The sequence below is a fragment of the Pseudomonas putida genome (genome assembly GCF_005080685.1).
Classification (GTDB): Bacteria; Pseudomonadota; Gammaproteobacteria; order Pseudomonadales; family Pseudomonadaceae; genus Aquipseudomonas; species Aquipseudomonas putida_V.
Map to the genome: position 1 here is coordinate 5,232,151 of NZ_CP039371.1, position 17,215 is coordinate 5,249,365.

13 protein-coding genes are annotated in these 17,215 nt (G+C 64.3%); 7 read left to right on the plus strand and 6 right to left on the minus strand.

Features of this window, described 5'->3' with window-relative positions; translation table 11 throughout:
- Positions 1 to 32 precede the first annotated feature (32 nt).
- Positions 33 to 842, minus strand: a complete 810-nt coding sequence (gene tcdA / locus E6B08_RS24425; protein ID WP_136916312.1) for a tRNA cyclic N6-threonylcarbamoyladenosine(37) synthase TcdA — start codon at positions 840 to 842, stop codon at positions 33 to 35.
- A 132-nt stretch (positions 843 to 974) separates the two neighbouring features.
- Between tcdA and E6B08_RS24430 the strand changes: the two genes are divergently transcribed.
- Positions 975 to 3,563, plus strand: coding sequence for a glycosyltransferase (locus E6B08_RS24430; RefSeq protein WP_136916313.1), 2,589 nt, complete (start codon positions 975 to 977; stop codon positions 3,561 to 3,563).
- Between the two features lie 27 nt (positions 3,564 to 3,590).
- Here E6B08_RS24430 and E6B08_RS24435 read toward each other — a convergent pair whose 3' ends face one another.
- The 3 genes from E6B08_RS24435 to E6B08_RS24445 all read right to left on the minus strand — a co-directional run bounded on the left by E6B08_RS24435 (position 3,591) and on the right by E6B08_RS24445 (position 7,248).
- A complete protein-coding gene (locus E6B08_RS24435) occupies positions 3,591 to 5,894 on the minus strand; it encodes a fimbria/pilus outer membrane usher protein (protein WP_192938589.1) in 2,304 nt (767 codons plus the stop codon).
- A gap of 83 nt (positions 5,895 to 5,977) precedes the next feature.
- A complete protein-coding gene (locus E6B08_RS24440) occupies positions 5,978 to 6,694 on the minus strand; it encodes a fimbria/pilus chaperone family protein (RefSeq protein ID WP_136916315.1) in 717 nt (238 codons plus the stop codon).
- Between the two features lie 20 nt (positions 6,695 to 6,714).
- Positions 6,715 to 7,248, minus strand: coding sequence for a DUF1120 domain-containing protein (locus E6B08_RS24445; RefSeq protein ID WP_136916316.1), 534 nt, complete (start codon positions 7,246 to 7,248; stop codon positions 6,715 to 6,717).
- A 326-nt stretch (positions 7,249 to 7,574) separates the two neighbouring features.
- Between E6B08_RS24445 and dapE the strand changes: the two genes are divergently transcribed.
- From dapE to E6B08_RS24460, 3 genes are read left to right on the plus strand one after another with little or no spacing between them, the layout of a single operon-like run.
- Entirely contained in the window at positions 7,575 to 8,726 is a 1,152-nt protein-coding gene (gene dapE / locus E6B08_RS24450) for a succinyl-diaminopimelate desuccinylase (RefSeq protein ID WP_136916317.1), read from the plus strand.
- Entirely contained in the window at positions 8,726 to 9,538 is an 813-nt protein-coding gene (locus E6B08_RS24455) for a putative RNA methyltransferase (RefSeq protein ID WP_136916318.1), read from the plus strand. Before dapE ends, E6B08_RS24455 begins: the two co-directional genes overlap by 1 nt.
- A gap of 16 nt (positions 9,539 to 9,554) precedes the next feature.
- Positions 9,555 to 9,929 carry a hypothetical protein gene (locus E6B08_RS24460; protein ID WP_136916319.1) on the plus strand — a complete coding sequence of 125 codons (375 nt, stop codon included), beginning with the start codon at positions 9,555 to 9,557 and terminating at the stop codon, positions 9,927 to 9,929.
- Positions 9,930 to 10,048: 119 nt separating this feature from the next.
- Here E6B08_RS24460 and E6B08_RS24465 read toward each other — a convergent pair whose 3' ends face one another.
- The gene (locus E6B08_RS24465) at positions 10,049 to 10,258 is read right to left on the minus strand and encodes a cold-shock protein (protein WP_003252255.1); all 210 of its coding nucleotides are present in this window, start codon (positions 10,256 to 10,258) and stop codon (positions 10,049 to 10,051) included.
- 229 nt (positions 10,259 to 10,487) lie between these two features.
- Between E6B08_RS24465 and plsB the strand changes: the two genes are divergently transcribed.
- From plsB to E6B08_RS24480, 3 genes are read left to right on the plus strand one after another with little or no spacing between them, the layout of a single operon-like run.
- Positions 10,488 to 12,980: a glycerol-3-phosphate 1-O-acyltransferase PlsB gene (gene plsB / locus E6B08_RS24470; protein ID WP_136916320.1), complete on the plus strand. Its 2,493-nt coding sequence runs from the start codon at positions 10,488 to 10,490 to the stop codon at positions 12,978 to 12,980.
- Positions 12,977 to 13,375: a YbaY family lipoprotein gene (locus E6B08_RS24475; RefSeq protein WP_136916321.1), complete on the plus strand. Its 399-nt coding sequence runs from the start codon at positions 12,977 to 12,979 to the stop codon at positions 13,373 to 13,375. Before plsB ends, E6B08_RS24475 begins: the two co-directional genes overlap by 4 nt.
- A 33-nt stretch (positions 13,376 to 13,408) precedes the next feature.
- Positions 13,409 to 14,095, plus strand: coding sequence for a DUF4197 domain-containing protein (locus E6B08_RS24480; protein ID WP_136916322.1), 687 nt, complete (start codon positions 13,409 to 13,411; stop codon positions 14,093 to 14,095).
- A gap of 49 nt (positions 14,096 to 14,144) precedes the next feature.
- Here the strand turns inward: E6B08_RS24480 and E6B08_RS24485 are convergent, their stop codons facing one another.
- Positions 14,145 to 17,210, minus strand: a complete 3,066-nt coding sequence (locus tag E6B08_RS24485) for an efflux RND transporter permease subunit (protein WP_136916323.1) — start codon at positions 17,208 to 17,210, stop codon at positions 14,145 to 14,147.
- Positions 17,211 to 17,215: the final 5 nt, after the last annotated feature.

A 17,215-nucleotide genomic window follows, 5' to 3' on the forward strand; every position in this document is an offset into this window, starting at 1 on the left:
AGCGGGCTTGCCCCGCGAGCAAGCCGCCGCGGCTATTCAGGCTTGACCCGCTCCGACGGCCGCCGCGCCCCCGCCACCAGCTTCTCCACGGCCTTGCTGGCCGCTACCATGCCGAAGGTCGCGGTCACCATCATCACCGCGCCGAAGCCCCCGGCACAGTCCAGGCGCACGCCTTCGCCGACGAAACTCTTTTGCAGGCACACACTGCCATCTCCCTTGGGATAGCGCAGCTGTTCACTGGAAAACACGCACGGCACGCCATAGTTGCGGCTGACATTGCGCGAGAAGTTGTAGTCGCGGCGCAGGGTCGAGCGTACCCGTGAGGCCAGCGGGTCGTTGAAGGTCTTGTTGAGGTCGCCGATCTGGATCTGCGTCGGGTCGATCTGCCCGCCGGCACCACCGGTGGTCACCACGGCAATCTTGCGCCGCCGGCACCAGGCGATCAGCGCCGCCTTGGCCATCACGCTGTCGATGCAGTCGATGACGCAATCGAGGTGCTCGGTGATGTACTCGACCATGGTGTCGCGGGTCACGAAGTCGGCCACCGCATGCACCGTGCAGGCCGGGTTGATCGCCCGCAGGCGCTCGGCCATGACCTCGACCTTGGGCCGCCCGACCTGTCCTTCCAGTGCATGGGCCTGGCGGTTGGTATTGCTGACGCACACGTCATCCAGGTCGAACAGGGTGATCTCACCCACGCCGCTGCGCGCCAGCGCCTCGGCCGCCCACGAGCCGACCCCGCCGATGCCGACCACCGCCACATGGGCCTGGCGCAGGCGATGCAAGCCTTCGTCGCCATACAAGCGGGCAACGCCGGCGAAACGTGGATCTTCTGTGCTCATGTGGATACCCCGACGCTCATGCCTCAAAAACCGGCGCGCATTATAGGCCAGTCGCTCCCTGACCTCCACGGTTAGGAAAGACCCTACCAACCCTGCTTTAATGTCCTATCCCTTCGACAGATTTGGACGACGATGTCTTCACGTAAATTCGGCATGAACCTGGTGGTGGTCCTGGCCATCGCCGCGTTGTTCACCGGCTTCTGGGCGCTGATCAACCGCCCAGTCTCCGCTCCCGCCTGGCCGGACCAGATCTCCGGCTTCTCATACTCGCCGTTCCGCCTGGGCGAAAGCCCACAAAAGGGCCAGTACCCCAGCGACGACGAGATGCGCCAGGATCTGGAGCAGATGAGCAAGCTCACCGACAACATCCGAATCTACACCGTGGAAGGCACCCAGGCCGAGATCCCGCGCCTGGCCGAAGAACTGGGCCTGCGCGTGACCCTGGGCATCTGGATCAGCCCCGACCTGGAGCGTAACGAACGCGAGATCAGCAAAGCCATCGAGCTGGCCAATACATCGCGCAGCGTCGTGCGCGTGGTGGTCGGCAACGAAGCGCTGTTCCGCGAAGAGGTCACCCCCGAAGCGTTGATCCAGTATCTGGACCGGGTCCGCGCAGCGGTCAAGGTTCCGGTCACCACCAGCGAGCAATGGCACATCTGGAAAGAGCACCCGGAACTGGCCCGCCATGTCGACCTGATCGCCGCGCACATCCTGCCCTACTGGGAATTCGTGCCCATGAAGGACTCGGTTGAATTCGTGCTCGACCGCGCCCGCGAACTCAAGCGTCAGTTCCCGCGCAAGCCGCTGCTGCTGTCGGAAGTCGGCTGGCCGAGCAACGGCCGCATGCGCGGCGGTGCCGACGCGACCCAGGCCGACCAGGCGATCTACCTGCGGACCCTGGTCAACACCCTCAACCGCCGGGGCTACAACTACTTCGTCATCGAAGCCTACGACCAGCCGTGGAAGGCCAGCGACGAAGGTTCGGTAGGCGCCTACTGGGGCGTGTTCAACGCCGAGCGCCAGCAGAAGTTCAACTTCGAGGGGCCGGTGGTGGCGATTCCCCAATGGCGTGCCCTGGCGGTAGCGTCGGTGGTACTGGCGATGATCGCCCTCGCCGTGCTGCTGATCGACGGCTCGGCCCTGCGTCAGCGGGGCAGGACCTTCCTGACGTTCATCACCTTCCTGTGCGGATCGGTGCTGGTATGGATCGCCTATGACTACAGCCAGCAGTACAGCACCTGGTTCAGCTTGACCGTTGGCGTGTTGCTGGCCCTGGGTGCCCTGGGCGTATTCATCGTGTTGCTGACCGAGGCCCACGAACTGGCCGAAGCGGTGTGGATCCACAAGCGCCGCCGGGAGTTCCTGCCAGTCCCAGGCGACAGTGCCTACCGGCCCAAGGTCTCGGTGCATGTGCCGTGCTACAACGAGCCGCCGGAGATGGTCAAGCAGACCCTCGACGCCCTGGCGGCCCTGGACTACCCCGACTACGAAGTGCTGGTGATCGACAACAACACCAAGGACCCGGCCGTGTGGGAACCGCTCAAGGCCCATTGCGAGAAGCTCGGCGAGCGCTTCAAGTTCTTCCATGTCGCGCCCCTGGCCGGCTTCAAGGGTGGCGCGCTCAACTACCTGATCCCGCACACCGCCAAGGATGCCGAGGTGATCGCGGTCATCGACTCGGACTACTGCGTGGACCGCAACTGGCTCAAGCACATGGTGCCGCACTTCGCCGATCCGAAGATCGCCGTGGTGCAATCGCCGCAGGACTACCGCGACCAGCACGAAAGCGCCTTCAAGAAGCTGTGCTACAGCGAATACAAGGGCTTTTTCCATATTGGCATGGTCACCCGTAACGACCGCGACGCCATCATCCAGCACGGCACCATGACCATGACCCGGCGCACCGTACTGGAAGAGCTCGGCTGGGCCGATTGGTGCATCTGCGAAGACGCAGAGCTTGGCCTGCGCGTATTCGAGAAAGGCTTGTCGGCGGCCTATGCCCACAACAGCTATGGCAAGGGCCTCATGCCCGACACCTTCATCGACTTCAAGAAGCAACGCTTCCGCTGGGCCTACGGCGCCATCCAGATCATCAAGCACCATGCCAGCGAACTGCTGCGTGGCAAGGGCAGCGAACTGACCCGCGGCCAGCGTTACCACTTCCTAGCCGGCTGGCTGCCGTGGATCGCCGATGGCATGAACATCTTCTTCACCGTCGGCGCCTTGCTGTGGTCGGCGGCGATGATCATCGTCCCGCACCGGGTCGACCCACCCTTGATGATCTTCGCCATCCCGCCGCTGGCGCTGTTCTTCTTCAAGGTCGGCAAGATCGTCTTCCTCTACCGCCGCGCGGTGGGGGTCGACCTCAAGGACGCCTTCGCTGCCGCACTGGCGGGGCTGGCGTTGTCGCACACGATCGCCAAGGCAGTGCTGTACGGCTTCTTCACCAGCAGCATGCCGTTCTTCCGTACACCGAAAAACGCCGACAGCCATGGGGTACTGGTGGCGATTTCCGAGGCCCGGGAAGAGCTGTTCATCATGTTGCTGCTGTGGGGGGCCGCCGCTGGCATCTTCCTGGTGCAGGGGCTGCCAAGTTCGGATATGCGCTTCTGGGTCGCCATGCTGCTGGTGCAGTCGTTGCCGTACCTTGCGGCACTGGTGATGGCATTGCTGTCATCCCTGCCCAAGCCTGCTCCGCAGGAAAACCCCGTGCAGGTGTAGTGGCGCATACGCGGGCGGTCGCAGCGCTCAGACCGCCCGACAAATTGCCGGCAGTGTTTCGTAATACAGGGTGGGGTCCGACGGGTCGGCAGGCTGGAACTCCAGGACACAGGTGCCCAGTTCGGGCGACTCTACCCTCAGGCGGCGTCCGGGACGAAAGTCATGCAAAAAGATCAGTCCACCACGCTGAACTACCGTGATGAAACCATCCACCTCATCGCTCACCGCAGCTCCGGTAGGCAATGGCTGGCCAGCGAACGCGCCATGCAATAACAAGCGGCGCCGCTCGTAGGCCTCGAACACCACCTGTGACACCGCTGCACGCTGCGCCTGCACGGTCGCCAGGGCATTGCCCAGTTCGACGTTGCGAGGCAGGCTGGGGGCGTGAACTTGAACCTGGCTGCTACCAAAAGGCTCGACGCGGGCGACCACCCCGCGGCCGTTACCATCGGTCCAGACGGGACCGCTTGGGGTGTTGACCTTGACGCCAGCCAGTTCCCCAATGCTCAACAAGGCGAACGTGTCCTGCACGGGGTAGGCCGAAAGGGTGAGGCCAGCGTCGTGAACGACAGCCCCACCACGAACCTGGGCAGTCAGGCTGCGCCGCCCCCGCCCGGTATCGACGTGATCCAGACGTACTTGGTTGTAGCGCGACATCAGCGACAGGCCGATACGGCTTTGCAGCAGGTCTTCGCCACTGTGCCGCTCAAGTCCGAGATCGTAGGCCACGCGATCGTTCAATCGCTCATGAAAGGTCACGCCAACTCGCTGCAGGTTCCCTGCGTTTCGGAAGGTCGTGCGCAGCCGGCGGCTGCCACCCAGTGGTACGCTCACACCAAGATGCATAGCTCGCGCCCGATCCCCCGCAGCGCCCATTCCCCAGTCCATTCCAGCATTGACGGAAAACTGGGTCAGTTGCTTGGACCACGCCAACCCGAGCCGGCCCGAACGCTCGCCATCGATCAGGCGCGACCGACTGACCGACAGGTTCAAGCCACCGATGACGGCATGCTGCCAGGACCCACCCAGACTGTATTGATCGCGCTCGAACACACGTCGCACTCTGTAGGCACCAGGCAAGGTGTCATGAAACTCCCGATAGCCCTGACCTTGGCGCAAATAGCCGAGCGTCACTTGCCAATTCGGCGCCAAGCGCTGCGACAGCTGAAGCTGCCCCTGCGCCCCGACCCGCGCACTATGGCTTACCAGGGAATGACGCACCGTTGCCGATGCTTGGGCGTCGACCCAGGGTTGCATGCCAAGCCCCCACCCCAGCGCTTGGTAACCACTACTGGAAAGCCCTCCCAGGCTTGCACTGAGGCCTTCGGCCAGGGCCCCGTTCCAGCCGCCACTGAGCACCGCCGGCGACTGTCGGACTCCGCGCAGCGTGCCCAGGCCAAAGGTAAAACCGGTCGGTGAATCCGCTGCCGCAGCCGGCGCCGCCGACAATCGTCGCTCCCGCCGTTCGCCGCTGGCCTCGATGATCGTCACCTGCAAGGGAGCATGCGCGTCCACCTGCGCGGGCAGCTCGACAGCGAACGGGCCGGCAGCCACCCATGCCGTATGCACCAGCCGCCCCGCCTGTCGCACCTCCAGGCGGGCCTGGGTTTGCGCGATACCCTCGACCAACCGCCGCTGCCACTGCCCTGCCAAGGCTTGCTCGGGAAACACCTGCCCCCCTGTGACCGCCAGGCCGCTCAGCACGGGATTCCCCAAGTTGATCTGGCCAAGTTGCAAGACCAAGCCCTGGTCAGCGAGGCCGCGCTGGGCGTAGGCATCGAGCAGCGTGCGGCGTTGCCGACCGCCGAATTGGCTGAAAATCTGGTTCGTGCGCAGTGCCCAGCCCCCGGCATTCATGCCAAGCTCGGTCCTGGCGGCCCAAGCGTCCTCGGCACCACGCTTGAAGCGATGATTAGCCCAAGACAGGTCGTAGTTGAGAATCCCCGCCACGCCACCGGTATCGTATTCCAGCAACGGCTTGCCAGCGTGAAGCGGCATCAGCCCGGAAGCGGGCACTCTCAGGTCGACCACGGCGTTCTGGGGGTCGAGCGACACCTGGGTCTGCGGATGCTCGAGAGCGAACCGATGACAATCGGTGCCTGGATCGCTGGACTGATCGGCAGGAACCTGCAGTTGGGCAGCCTCCAGCAACGACCGATCGAAGCACAAGCGCCCTGCTTCGGAGAAACGCACTTCGACAGTTCCCAGAGAGCGGTCGTTGACCCTCAATTTGACCCGCTGGAGCCCGGGTATAAAGCGTGGCGACTGGCCGAGGTACGCCGCTACCGCCGGATCGACGCCACGCGCGCGCAAGGTCTGCAGGTCAAACACTGCCTCCGCACTACGCGCTTGTCCTGGGTTGAGCCCAGCGACGCACGCGTAGCCCAGACATATCAGCCGCCACCTGCCCCACATCAGTGATCTGGCTGGCGCAGCGACGCTTCATGGAACTGCGTCGCGGCTCCGTATACCCGGGCAGGAAACAACCGGACCCGTTCGACGGGGGCATGGATACCCTGCTCCAACGCAACCCGCAACGCCTCACCTGGCAAGATGTAGCCCCGGGGCAGCCGCACTTGCTGGCCAGAGGGCTGCAGCACCAACTCCTGGGCCAACCTCACCACGTAGGGGCTGGGGTTGTGCACCTGCAGCGCGTCGTCAAGCACGCGCCAATGCAGCCTGGTCCAGGGGGTGCGGTCGAAGTCCAGGCCCTTGGGATGAATCAGCACCGGCAGGTTCTGACGAATACTCACACCCACCCGCGAAGGTTCGCCATCGGCCTCCAGCACTGCGGGTACACCTTCGAACACCACACGCTTGAGGCGCTGGGTGGTCAAGGGGATGTCGGTACGTAAAATGAACCGCACCACTTGCTCCTTGCCTGCCTCCACACGCCAAGCCGGCTGGGTGAGGAACAACAGCGGTTCTTCGTCCTCCGGAATATCCTGCAAATCCACCAACAACAATGCCACCCGGCTGTCGTCGTTGCGCACACGAAGCGAAGCCTCACCGTCGGCTTCATGGACGATGACGATGGAGGTTTCCGGAACCATGCCATCTGCCCTGACCGGGGTATGCGCCATCGAAGCCAGGGCGGCAATGCAGCAGAAAATGTACGGGGAAGTTTTCATGGACGCCTTGTCGCATCGGCTCAGAGGTAATGCACTTCCAGAGTCGAGGCGCCATCGAGCTGAATACCATCGGCAACGTCGAGGTCACTGAGCGGCGAGATGAACAGCTCCACTCTCAAGTCAGCGCTCAGCCGCTGTATCGGCACGGGAAGGCTGCTGCCTGCCGGCGCGAAGCTGTGCAAGGCGTTGGTCCGGCTGTTGCTGATCAATGTGTGATCTACCCCGTCGTCCCGCCTCCAGTTCGCGCCCCCGTCGTTACTGAACAAACGCGATACCGATTTGCTGCCATCGACCTCGATGCTGGCTCCCTGAAGCGCCAGGCGATAATTACCGATTGGCTTGTGGCCGCTCATGCCAAGGCCAAACAGGAAGTTATCGGTCGACGCGCTGGCAGCCCGGGAGTCATATGCACGGATACCGAAGCGGGTCGGCGTATCGCACACTACAGTGAGTGCCTGGTAGTCCGAGTTGAAGCGGCTGTTGCGCTCCCGACTCAACTGACGGGTACCGATGGTGCCGAAATCGTAGAGGCCGCCCCCGCTGAGGGTGGGCATGCAGGCCCTGGCTTGATCAGGCCGGTGACTTTCACGTCGGCGCTACCGGCGACAGCTAGACCGCTCGCACACAGGCTCGCGGCGACGAAGAGAATTGATACCCGTTTCATCCAGGCTCCTTGATGATTGGTTAAGGGTTGTAGGCAAGGGCACGGGCAAGACTATTGATCTTGCAATGATGTCGGCAGGGGGCACCGATTCCCTGACAAGTCATCGAAACCGCGCACTGTCGGCCGGAAAAGCCAGGGCCACGGATGCTCAGCCATGGCCATTTTGCTTTAGACTATTGCCCCCTTGCCCGCCTTGCCCGCTTCCGGAGTACCACGATGACGGCCCCAGCCGACCTGTCCCCCACCCTGCAACTGGCCTGCGACCTGATCCGTCGCCCGTCGGTCACCCCTGTCGATGCCGATTGCCAGGCGCAGATGATGAATCGCCTGGGCGCCGTGGGCTTCCAGCTCGAACCGATGCGCATCGAAGACGTCGACAACTTCTGGGCGACCCATGGCACCCAGGACGGCCCGGTACTGTGCTTCGCCGGCCATACCGACGTGGTCCCCACCGGCCCGGTACAGCAGTGGCAGCATGAGCCGTTCGAGGCGCTGATCGATGCCGATGGCATGCTCTGCGGCCGAGGCGCCGCCGACATGAAGGGCAGCCTGGCGTCCATGGTGATCGCCAGCGAGCGCTTCGTGCAGGACTACCCGAACCACCGGGGCCGGGTCGCCTTCCTCATCACCAGTGACGAGGAAGGCCCTGCGCACCATGGCACCAAGGCCGTGGTCGAGCGCCTGAAGGCACGCAACGAGCGCCTGGACTGGTGCATCGTCGGCGAGCCGTCGAGCACTACCCTGCTTGGCGATGTGGTCAAGAACGGCCGGCGTGGCTCGCTGGGCGCCAAGCTCACCGTGCGCGGCAAGCAGGGCCATGTGGCCTACCCGCACCTGGCGCGCAATCCGATCCATCTGGCCGCACCCGCCCTGGCGGAACTGGCCGCCGAGCACTGGGACGAAGGCAACGCATTCTTCCCACCGACCAGCTTCCAGATCTCCAACCTCAATTCCGGTACCGGCGCCACGAACGTGGTGCCAGGCGACCTGACCGCCCTGTTCAATTTCCGCTTCTCCACCGAGTCGACCGTCGAGGGCCTGCAAGCACGCGTTTCGGCGATCCTCGACAAGCATCAGCTGGACTGGTCGATCGACTGGGCGCTGTCCGGCCTGCCGTTCCTCACCGAACCGGGCGAGCTGCTCGATGCGGTGTCGGCCAGCATCAAGGGCGTCACCGGCCGCGATACCCAGCCCTCCACCAGCGGCGGCACCTCCGATGGTCGCTTCATCGCCACCATGGGTACCCAGGTGGTCGAACTCGGCCCGGTCAACGCCACCATCCACCAGGTCGACGAACGTATCCTGGCCAGCGACCTCGACCTGCTGACCGAAATCTACTACCAGACCCTGGTGCGGTTGCTCGCCTGATGCTCACCTGCCCTCTTTGCCAGGCGGCCCTGACGCGGCTCGACAACGGCGTGGTGTGCCCGGCCGGCCACCGCTTCGACCGCGCTCGCCAGGGTTACCTGAATTTGCTGCCGGTGCAGCACAAGAACAGCCGCGACCCTGGTGACAACCAGGCCATGGTCGAGGCCCGCCGCGACTTCCTCGAGGCTGGCCACTATGCGCCAGTGGCCCGGCGCCTGGCCGAGCTTGCCGCCGAACGCCAGCCCAACGCCTGGCTCGACATTGGCTGCGGCGAAGGCTACTACACCGCGCAGATCGCCCAGGCCGTACCCCAGGCCGAAGGCTACGCCCTGGACATCTCCCGGGAGGCGGTCAAGCGCGCCTGCCGGCGGGCCCCATCGGTGACCTGGATGGTGGCCAGCATGGCCCGGGTGCCGTTGGCCGATGCCAGTTGCCAGTTCATCGCCAGCGTATTCAGCCCGCTGGACTGGGCCGAGGCCAAGCGTGTGCTCAGCCCTGGCGGCGGCCTGATGCGGGTTGGCCCGACCAGTGGCCACCTGATGGAGCTGCGGGAAGTGCTCTACGATGAAGTACGCCCCTACGCCGACGACAAGCACCTGGCCCTGGTGCCGCCCGGCATGGTCCACGGCCACAGCGAAACCCTGGCGTTCCGCTTGAGCCTGGCCGCGCCCAAGGCCCGTGCCGACCTGCTGGCGATGACCCCGCACGGCTGGCGTGCCAGTGCCGAGAAGCGCGCCCGGGTGATCGACCAGCCCGAGCCGTTCGAGGTCACGGTTTCCATGCGTTATGACTATTTCGTGCGCCAAGACTGAGCACACCGGAGCCCCTATGCGCCAACCTGATATCGAGATCTACCTCAAAGACGCCGACGTCGACCACAAGCGAATCGCACAGTGGCTCGGCCAGGCCGTGGGCACTTGCAGCGAATGGCAGCAAAAAGGCCAGACCTTCAAGTGCAAGGCCGGTAACATTTCGGTCACCTGGTTACCCAAGGCTGTGGGGAAATGGAACAGTCTTTATCTGGAAAGCGACCAGACGCCATGGGAAGACGATGTCGCCTGCGCACGCGCTGCCTTTGCCGCATTAGGCGTGGAAGTCCGCTGCGCGCCGGGTGGCTGGGTCGAGGAAGATGGGGAAGAGGATGCCGATCGATGGATCCGCATCAGCGCCGATGGTGAAGAGGAAATCACCTGGCGCACCTGACAGCCTGGTGTTCTCTGTAGGAGCGGGCTTGTCCCGCGAAGCAGGCACCGCGGTGACTGGCACCGGCTGCGCCGGTGTTCGCGGGGCAAGCCCGCTCCTACACGCTTACAGCCAGAGGCTCAGAGGCCTACCACGTCCTCGGCTTGCAGGCCTTTCTGGCCCTGCACGCAGGCGTATTCCACGCGCTGCCCTTCGACCAGGGTACGATGCCCCTCACCGCGGATCGCCCGATAGTGGACGAAGACATCCGCACCACCTTCGCGCTGAATGAAGCCATAACCCTTGGCATCGTTGAACCACTTTACATTCCCAGTCTCACGAGACGACATCTGAACTACTCCGGTTTTTTATTGTGAAGATCGCCTTGCAGGCACAAGGTCACCCCCCTGTGCCGACGCCGCTTGCGCGAATATCTTGCAAGTGGCAGGCCGAGTATATGACACAGAACAAAAAATATTCATGACGGGCGTAGGAATTACCGTTTTTTGCTGAACTTGCGCAGATACGGCAGACTAAGTGCCTGCATAATCATTGAAATTCTGCCCAGGCACTCACTTCATGACCCGTTCTCCCCTGCGCCGCCTGATCTTCGGCGGCCTACGTCGCCTGTTGTACCTGTGGGTGCGCTCCGAAACGATCAACCAGTCGTCGCCGGCCTTGCAGCTCGACCGCAGCCGCCCGGTGTTCTACGCCCTGCCCTCGCCCTCGCTGACCGACCTGGCAGTGATCGACCATGAGTGCACCAAGGCAGGCCTGCCACGCCCTGTACTGCCGGTGAGCGTGGGCGGCGAGCAGGAACCTGCAGCCTTCTTCTACCTGACGCCAGAGCCAGACTGGCTCGGGCGCCAGGATAAACGCGGTGCCCCACCCACCCTGCAGCGCCTGGTCACGGCGGTAAGCCAGCACCCTGAGGAAGATGCGCAGATCATTCCGGTGAGCGTGTTCTGGGGGCAGACCCCGGCCAGCGAGTCGAGCCCGTGGAAGCTGCTGTTCGCCGACAGCTGGGCCGTCACCGGGCGCCTGCGCCGGCTGCTGACCGTTCTCATACTCGGCCGCAAGACCCGCGTGCAATTCTCCGCGCCCATTCACCTGCGCGAACTGGTGGCGCACAACAAGGGGCACGAACGCACGGTGCGCATGGCCCAACGCCTGATGCGCGTGCACTTTCGCAACCTCAAGACCGCGGTCATCGGCCCGGACATCTCGCACCGGCGCAACCTGGTCAAAGGCCTGGTCCATGCCCCACTGGTGCGCCAGGCCATCGGCGAGGAAGCGGCCCGCGAGAACATCCCGGTGGCCAAGGCAGAGGCCCTGGCCCTGCGCTACGGCAACGAGATCGCCTCGGACTATACCTACACCGCCATCCGCTTCCTCGAAGTGGTGCTCAGCTGGTTCTGGAACAAGATCTACGATGGCATCAAGGTCAACCACATCGAGCAGGTGCAAGGCATCGCTCCCGGCCACGAAGTCATCTACGTTCCCTGCCACCGCAGCCACATCGACTACCTGCTGCTGTCCTACCTGCTGTTTCGCAATGGCCTGACCCCGCCGCACATCGCTGCCGGGATCAACCTCAACATGCCGGTGATCGGCAGCCTGCTGCGCCGTGGCGGCGCGTTCTTCATGCGCCGCACCTTCAAGGGCAACCCGCTGTACACGGCCGTGTTCAACGAGTACCTGCACACCTTGTTCACCAAGGGTTTCCCGGTGGAGTACTTCGTCGAGGGCGGCCGCTCGCGCACCGGGCGCATGTTGCAACCGCGTACCGGCATGCTGGCGATCACCCTGCGCAGCTTCCTGCGCTCCTCGCGCACGCCGATCGTCTTCGTGCCGGTGTACATCGGCTATGAGCGGGTGCTCGAAGGCCGTACCTACCTGGGCGAACTGCGTGGCGCGAGCAAGAAGAAAGAGTCGATCTTCGATATCTTCAAGGTCATCGGCGCACTGAAACAGCGCTTTGGCCAGGTCTATGTCAATTTCGGCGAGCCGATCCGCCTGGCGGGTTTCCTCGACCAGCAGCAACCTGGATGGCGCGAGCAGGACCTCGGCCCGCAGTTCCGTCCAGCCTGGCTCAACGAAACCACCAGCCGCCTGGGCGAAACCGTGGCCCGTCACCTCAACGAGGCGGCAGCGGTCAACCCGGTCAACCTGGTCGCCCTGGCGCTGCTTTCCACCAGCCGCCTGGCCCTCGACGAACGCGCCCTGGTCCGCGTGCTCGACCTGTACCTGGCGCTGTTGCGCCAAGTGCCGTACTCCAGGCACACCACCCTGCCCGAGGGCGATGGGCAGGCGCTGATCGAACATGTCAGGGGCATGGACCTGCTGTCCGAGCAGAAAGATGCCATGGGCCGAATCCTCTACCTGGATGAAGCCAATGCGGTGCTGATGACCTACTACCGCAACAACGTGCTGCATATCTTCGCCCTGCCAGGCTTGCTGGCGAGCTTCTTCCTCAGCAGCTCGCGGATGAGCCGCGAACTGCTCGGCCAGTATGTGCACGCGCTGTATCCCTACCTGCAGGCCGAGCTGTTCCTGCGCTGGGCACCCGAGCAACTGGACGAGGCGATCGACCAATGGCTGGCCGTGCTGGTCGAGCAAGGCTTGCTGCGCCGCGAAGGCGACGTATTCATGCGCCCGGCACCAAGCTCACGGCAGTTCGTCCTGCTGACCCTGCTGGCCCGCGCCATCACCCAGACCCTGCAACGTTTCTACATGGCGACCTCGCTGCTGCTCAACAGCGGCCAGCACACGCTCAGCGCCGAAGCGCTCGAAGACCTGTGCGTGATGATGGCGCAGCGCCTGTCGATTCTGCATGGCCTCAACGCGCCCGAATTCTTCGACAAGACCTTGTTCCGCCACTTCATCCAGACCTTGCTCGAACAAGGCGTGCTGCGCCCGGACGGCAACGGCAAGCTGGGCTACCACGACAAGCTCGGCGAACTCACCGAAGGGGTGGCCAAGCGCGTGCTTTCAGCCGAACTTCGCCTGTCGATCCGCCAGGTCGCGTTGCACCACGACGAGCCTGCTCCCACAACACCGGAGACTCCATGAAAAAACCCTTGATGCTGTTCTGCGCCGCCCTGCTCGCGGCCTGCTCCAGCCACGAGCCCGCCCAGCAAGCGCAGCTCGACGGCGAAGTCTTCTATCTGCAACGCATCGCCCTGCCGCCTGCCGCCACCCTCAGCGTGCAGTTGCAGGACGTGTCGCTGATGGACGCCCCGGCCATGACCCTGGCCCGCCAGGCAGGCCCGGTCAAAGGCAACGTGCCGCTGCCGTTCCACCTCACCTACGACCCCACCCAGGTCAAGCCCGGCCACCGCTACGCGCTGAGCGCCCGTATCGAACTGGACGGCAAGCTGCTGTTCATCAACACCGAACACCACGGCGTGCTGCTCGACGGCAGCGACCCGCAACCGGTACGGGTCAAGGTCGACCCGGTTCGCTGAACGCCGCACCCATTCGTCGATAAGGAAGTACACATGATTCGCTCCACCCTGCGCTTCACCTCCCTCTGCACCGGCCTGGTGCTCTCGGCCAGTGCCATGGCCCTGTCGCTGGGCGACCTGTCGCAGACCGACGCCAGCGCCGGCGTCAAGGATGCCCTGACCCAGGGCGCGCAGCTTGCCGTCAAGCAACTGAGCACCCCAGGCGGCTTCAACGACAACCCGGATGTGCGCATCGAACTGCCCGGCAAGCTCGGCAAGGCGGCCAAGGCCATGAAGATGTTCGGCCAGGGCGACAAGGTCGAAGCCCTGGAAAACAGCATGAACGCCGCTGCCGAGGCCGCCGTGCCACAGGCCCAGGCGATCCTCGTCGACGCGGTGAAGAAGATGAGCGTGGCCGACGCCAAGGGTATCCTCAGCGGCGGTGACGACTCGGCCACCGAGTACCTGGACAAGAGCAGCCGCGAACAGATCCGCGCCAAGTTCCTGCCAATCGTCAAGCAAGCCACCGACAAGGTCGGCGTCGCCCAGCAGTACAACGCCTTCGCCGGCCAGGCCAAAGGCCTGGGCCTGATCAAGGAAGACGCCAACATCGAGAACTACGTGACCGAGAAGGCCCTGGACGGTCTGTTCGAGATGATCGCCAAGGAAGAACAGAGCATTCGCCAGAACCCGGCGCAAGCGGCTACCAGCCTGGCCAAGAAGGTCTTCGGCGCCATCTGAGGCACCTGGGGCTGCGTTGCAGCCCCATCGCCGGCAAGCCGGCTGCTCGTCAGCCCTTCTTCACCCTGAACCACGCCGCATACAGCGCCGGCAGGAACAGCAGCGTCAACGCCGTGGCCACGATCAACCCGCCCATGATCGCCACTGCCATCGGCCCGTAGAACACACTGCGCGACAACGGAATCATCGCCAGCACCGCCGCCAGCGCGGTCAGCACGATGGGCCGGAATCGCCGCACGGTGGCCTCGATGATCGCCTGCCAGCGGTCTAGCCCGGCCGCGATGTCCTGCTCGATCTGATCGACCAGGATCACCGAGTTACGCATGATCATCCCCGCCAGGGCAATGGTCCCGAGCATGGCGACGAAGCCGAAAGGCTGGCGGAACACCAACAGGAACAGGGTCACGCCGATCAGCCCAAGCGGCGCGGTGAGGAACACCATCACGGTGCGCGAGAAGCTGCGCAGCTGGATCATCAACAAGCTCAGCACCACCACCACGAACAGCGGCATGCCGGCGTTCACCGACTTCTGGCCGCGTGCGGAATCCTCCACGGTGCCGCCCACTTCGAGCAGGTAGCCGTCGGGCAGCTTGGCCTTGATCGCGGCCAGGGTCGGTTCGATCTGCCGCACCAGGGTGGCGGGCTGTTCCTGATCGTAGATATCGGCACGCACGGTCACCGTGGGCAGGCGGTTGCGGTGCCAGATGATGCCCTCCTCGAAGCCGTACTCCAATGTCGCCACCTGCGACAACACCACGCTCTGGCCATTGTCGGTGGGTAGCGCCAGGCTGCCGAGGTTACCCAGCTCGCCGCGTTCACGCGGGGTTCCGCGCAGAAGGATCTCGATCAGCTCGTTATCTTCGCGATACTGGCTCACCGAAGTGCCGGTCAGCGAACTCTGCAGGAAGCTCGACAGGTGCGCGGTGCTCACGCCCAGCGCACGTGCCCGGTCCTGGTCGATGTTCAGGTACACCGCCTTGCTCGGCTCTTCCCAGTCCAGGTGCACGTTGACCACATGCGGGTTCTCGCGCACCTTGCCCGCCACTTCACGGGCCAGGGCACGGACCTGCTCGATGTGCTCGCCGGTCACCCGGAACTGCACCGGGTAGCCCACCGGTGGGCCGTTCTCCAGGCGCGTGACGCGCCCGCGCAGGTCGGGGAACTGCTGGTCCAGCGTATCGATCAGCCAGCTACGCAGGTGTTCGCGGTCTTCAAGCGACTTGGCCAGCACCACGAACTGGGCAAAGCTTGCCGCAGGCAATTGTTGGTCCAGCGGCAGATAGAAACGCGGCGAGCCGGTGCCGACATAGGCCACGTAGTTGTCGATGCCGTCCTGCTGCTTGAGCAGTGCCTCCAGTTGCTTGACCCGCTCGGCCGTATTGGCCAGCGAAGCGCCTTCGGCGAGCTTGAGGTCGACCATCAGCTCGGGACGCCCAGAAGCGGGGAAGAACTGTTGCGGCACGAAGCGGAACAACAGGATGCTGCCGACGAACGCGGCGATGGTCAGCAGGATCACTGTCTTGCGCCGCCGCACGCACCATTCCACCACGCGCCGCACCCGCTGATAGAACGGCGTAGCGTACGGGTCCGGGGCATGCCCATCCTTGCCGTGCCGGGCAGCATGCAGTTTGGCCAGGTCCGGCAACAGCCGCTCGCCAAGATAGGGAACGAACAGTACCGCCGCGACCCAGGAGGTCAACAACGCGATGGTCACCACCTGGAAGATCGAGCGCGTGTACTCACCGGTACTCGACGCTGCAGTGGCGATAGGCAGGAAGCCCGCCGCGGTGATCAGCGTGCCCGTGAGCATGGGGAACGCAGTGCTGGTCCAGGCGTAGCTGGCCGCCTTGAGGCGGTCGAAGCCCTGTTCCATCTTGATCGCCATCATTTCCACGGCGATGATCGCATCGTCCACCAGCAGGCCCAGCGCCAGCACCAGGGCGCCGAGCGAGATCTTGTGCAGGCCGATGCCAAAGTAATGCATCGCGGCGAAGGTCATGGCCAGCACCAGCGGAATGGCCAGGGCCACCACCAGGCCGGTGCGCAAGCCCAGCGAGAAGAAGCTCACCAGCAGCACGATGATCAGCGCCTCGGCCAGCACCTGGACGAACTCGCCGACCCCGGCCTTGACCGCCGCCGGCTGGTCCGAGACCTTGCGCAGCTCCATGCCCGCCGGCAGATTGCGCGCCAGGCGTTCGAACTCGCCTTCCAGTGCCTTGCCCAGCACCAGGATATCGCCGCCGTCCTTCATCGCCACGGCCAGGCCAATGGCATTTTCGCCCATGAAGCGCATGCGCGGTGCGGGCGGGTCGTTGAAGCCGCGGTGCACCTCGGCGACATCACCGATGCGCAGGGTGCGGTCACCGACCCGGATGGGGAACTGGCGGATCTGCTCGACGCTGTCGAAGCGCCCGCTCACGCGCAACTGCAGGCGCTCGCTGGGGGTTTCGAAAAAGCCTGCCGTGCTCACCGCATTCTGCTCGCGCAGGGCCTGTTGCACGGCCTCCAGCGGCACGCCGAGGGTGGCCAGCTTGAGGTTGGAGAGTTCGATCCAGACCTTCTCGTCCTGCAGGCCGATCAGCTCGACCTTGCCCACGTCCTTGACCCGCTGCAGCTGGATCTGGATGCGATCGGCGTAGTCCTTGAGCACCGCGTAATCGAAGCCTTCGCCGGTCAGCGCATAGATATTGCCGAAGGTGGTGCCGAACTCGTCGTTGAAGAACGGCCCCTGGATCTCCGGCGGCAGGGTGTGGCGAATGTCCGCGACCTTCTTGCGGATCTGATACCACAGCTCGGGGATGTCCTTGGAAGGCATCGAGTCGCGGGCCATGAAAGTCACCTGGGATTCGCCCGGACGCGAGAACGAGACGATCTTCTCGTACTCGCCGGTTTCCATCAGCTTCTTCTCGATGCGCTCGGTGACCTGGCGCGATACCTCCTCGGCAGTGGCGCCCGGCCACAGGGTCTGGATGACCATGGCCTTGAAGGTGAACGGCGGATCTTCGCTCTGCCCCAGCTTGGTGTAGGACATCACGCCCACTGCAGCCAGCAGGATCATCAGGAACAACACGATCTGGCGATTGCGCAGCGCCCAGGCGGAAAGGTTGAAACCCATCGGGA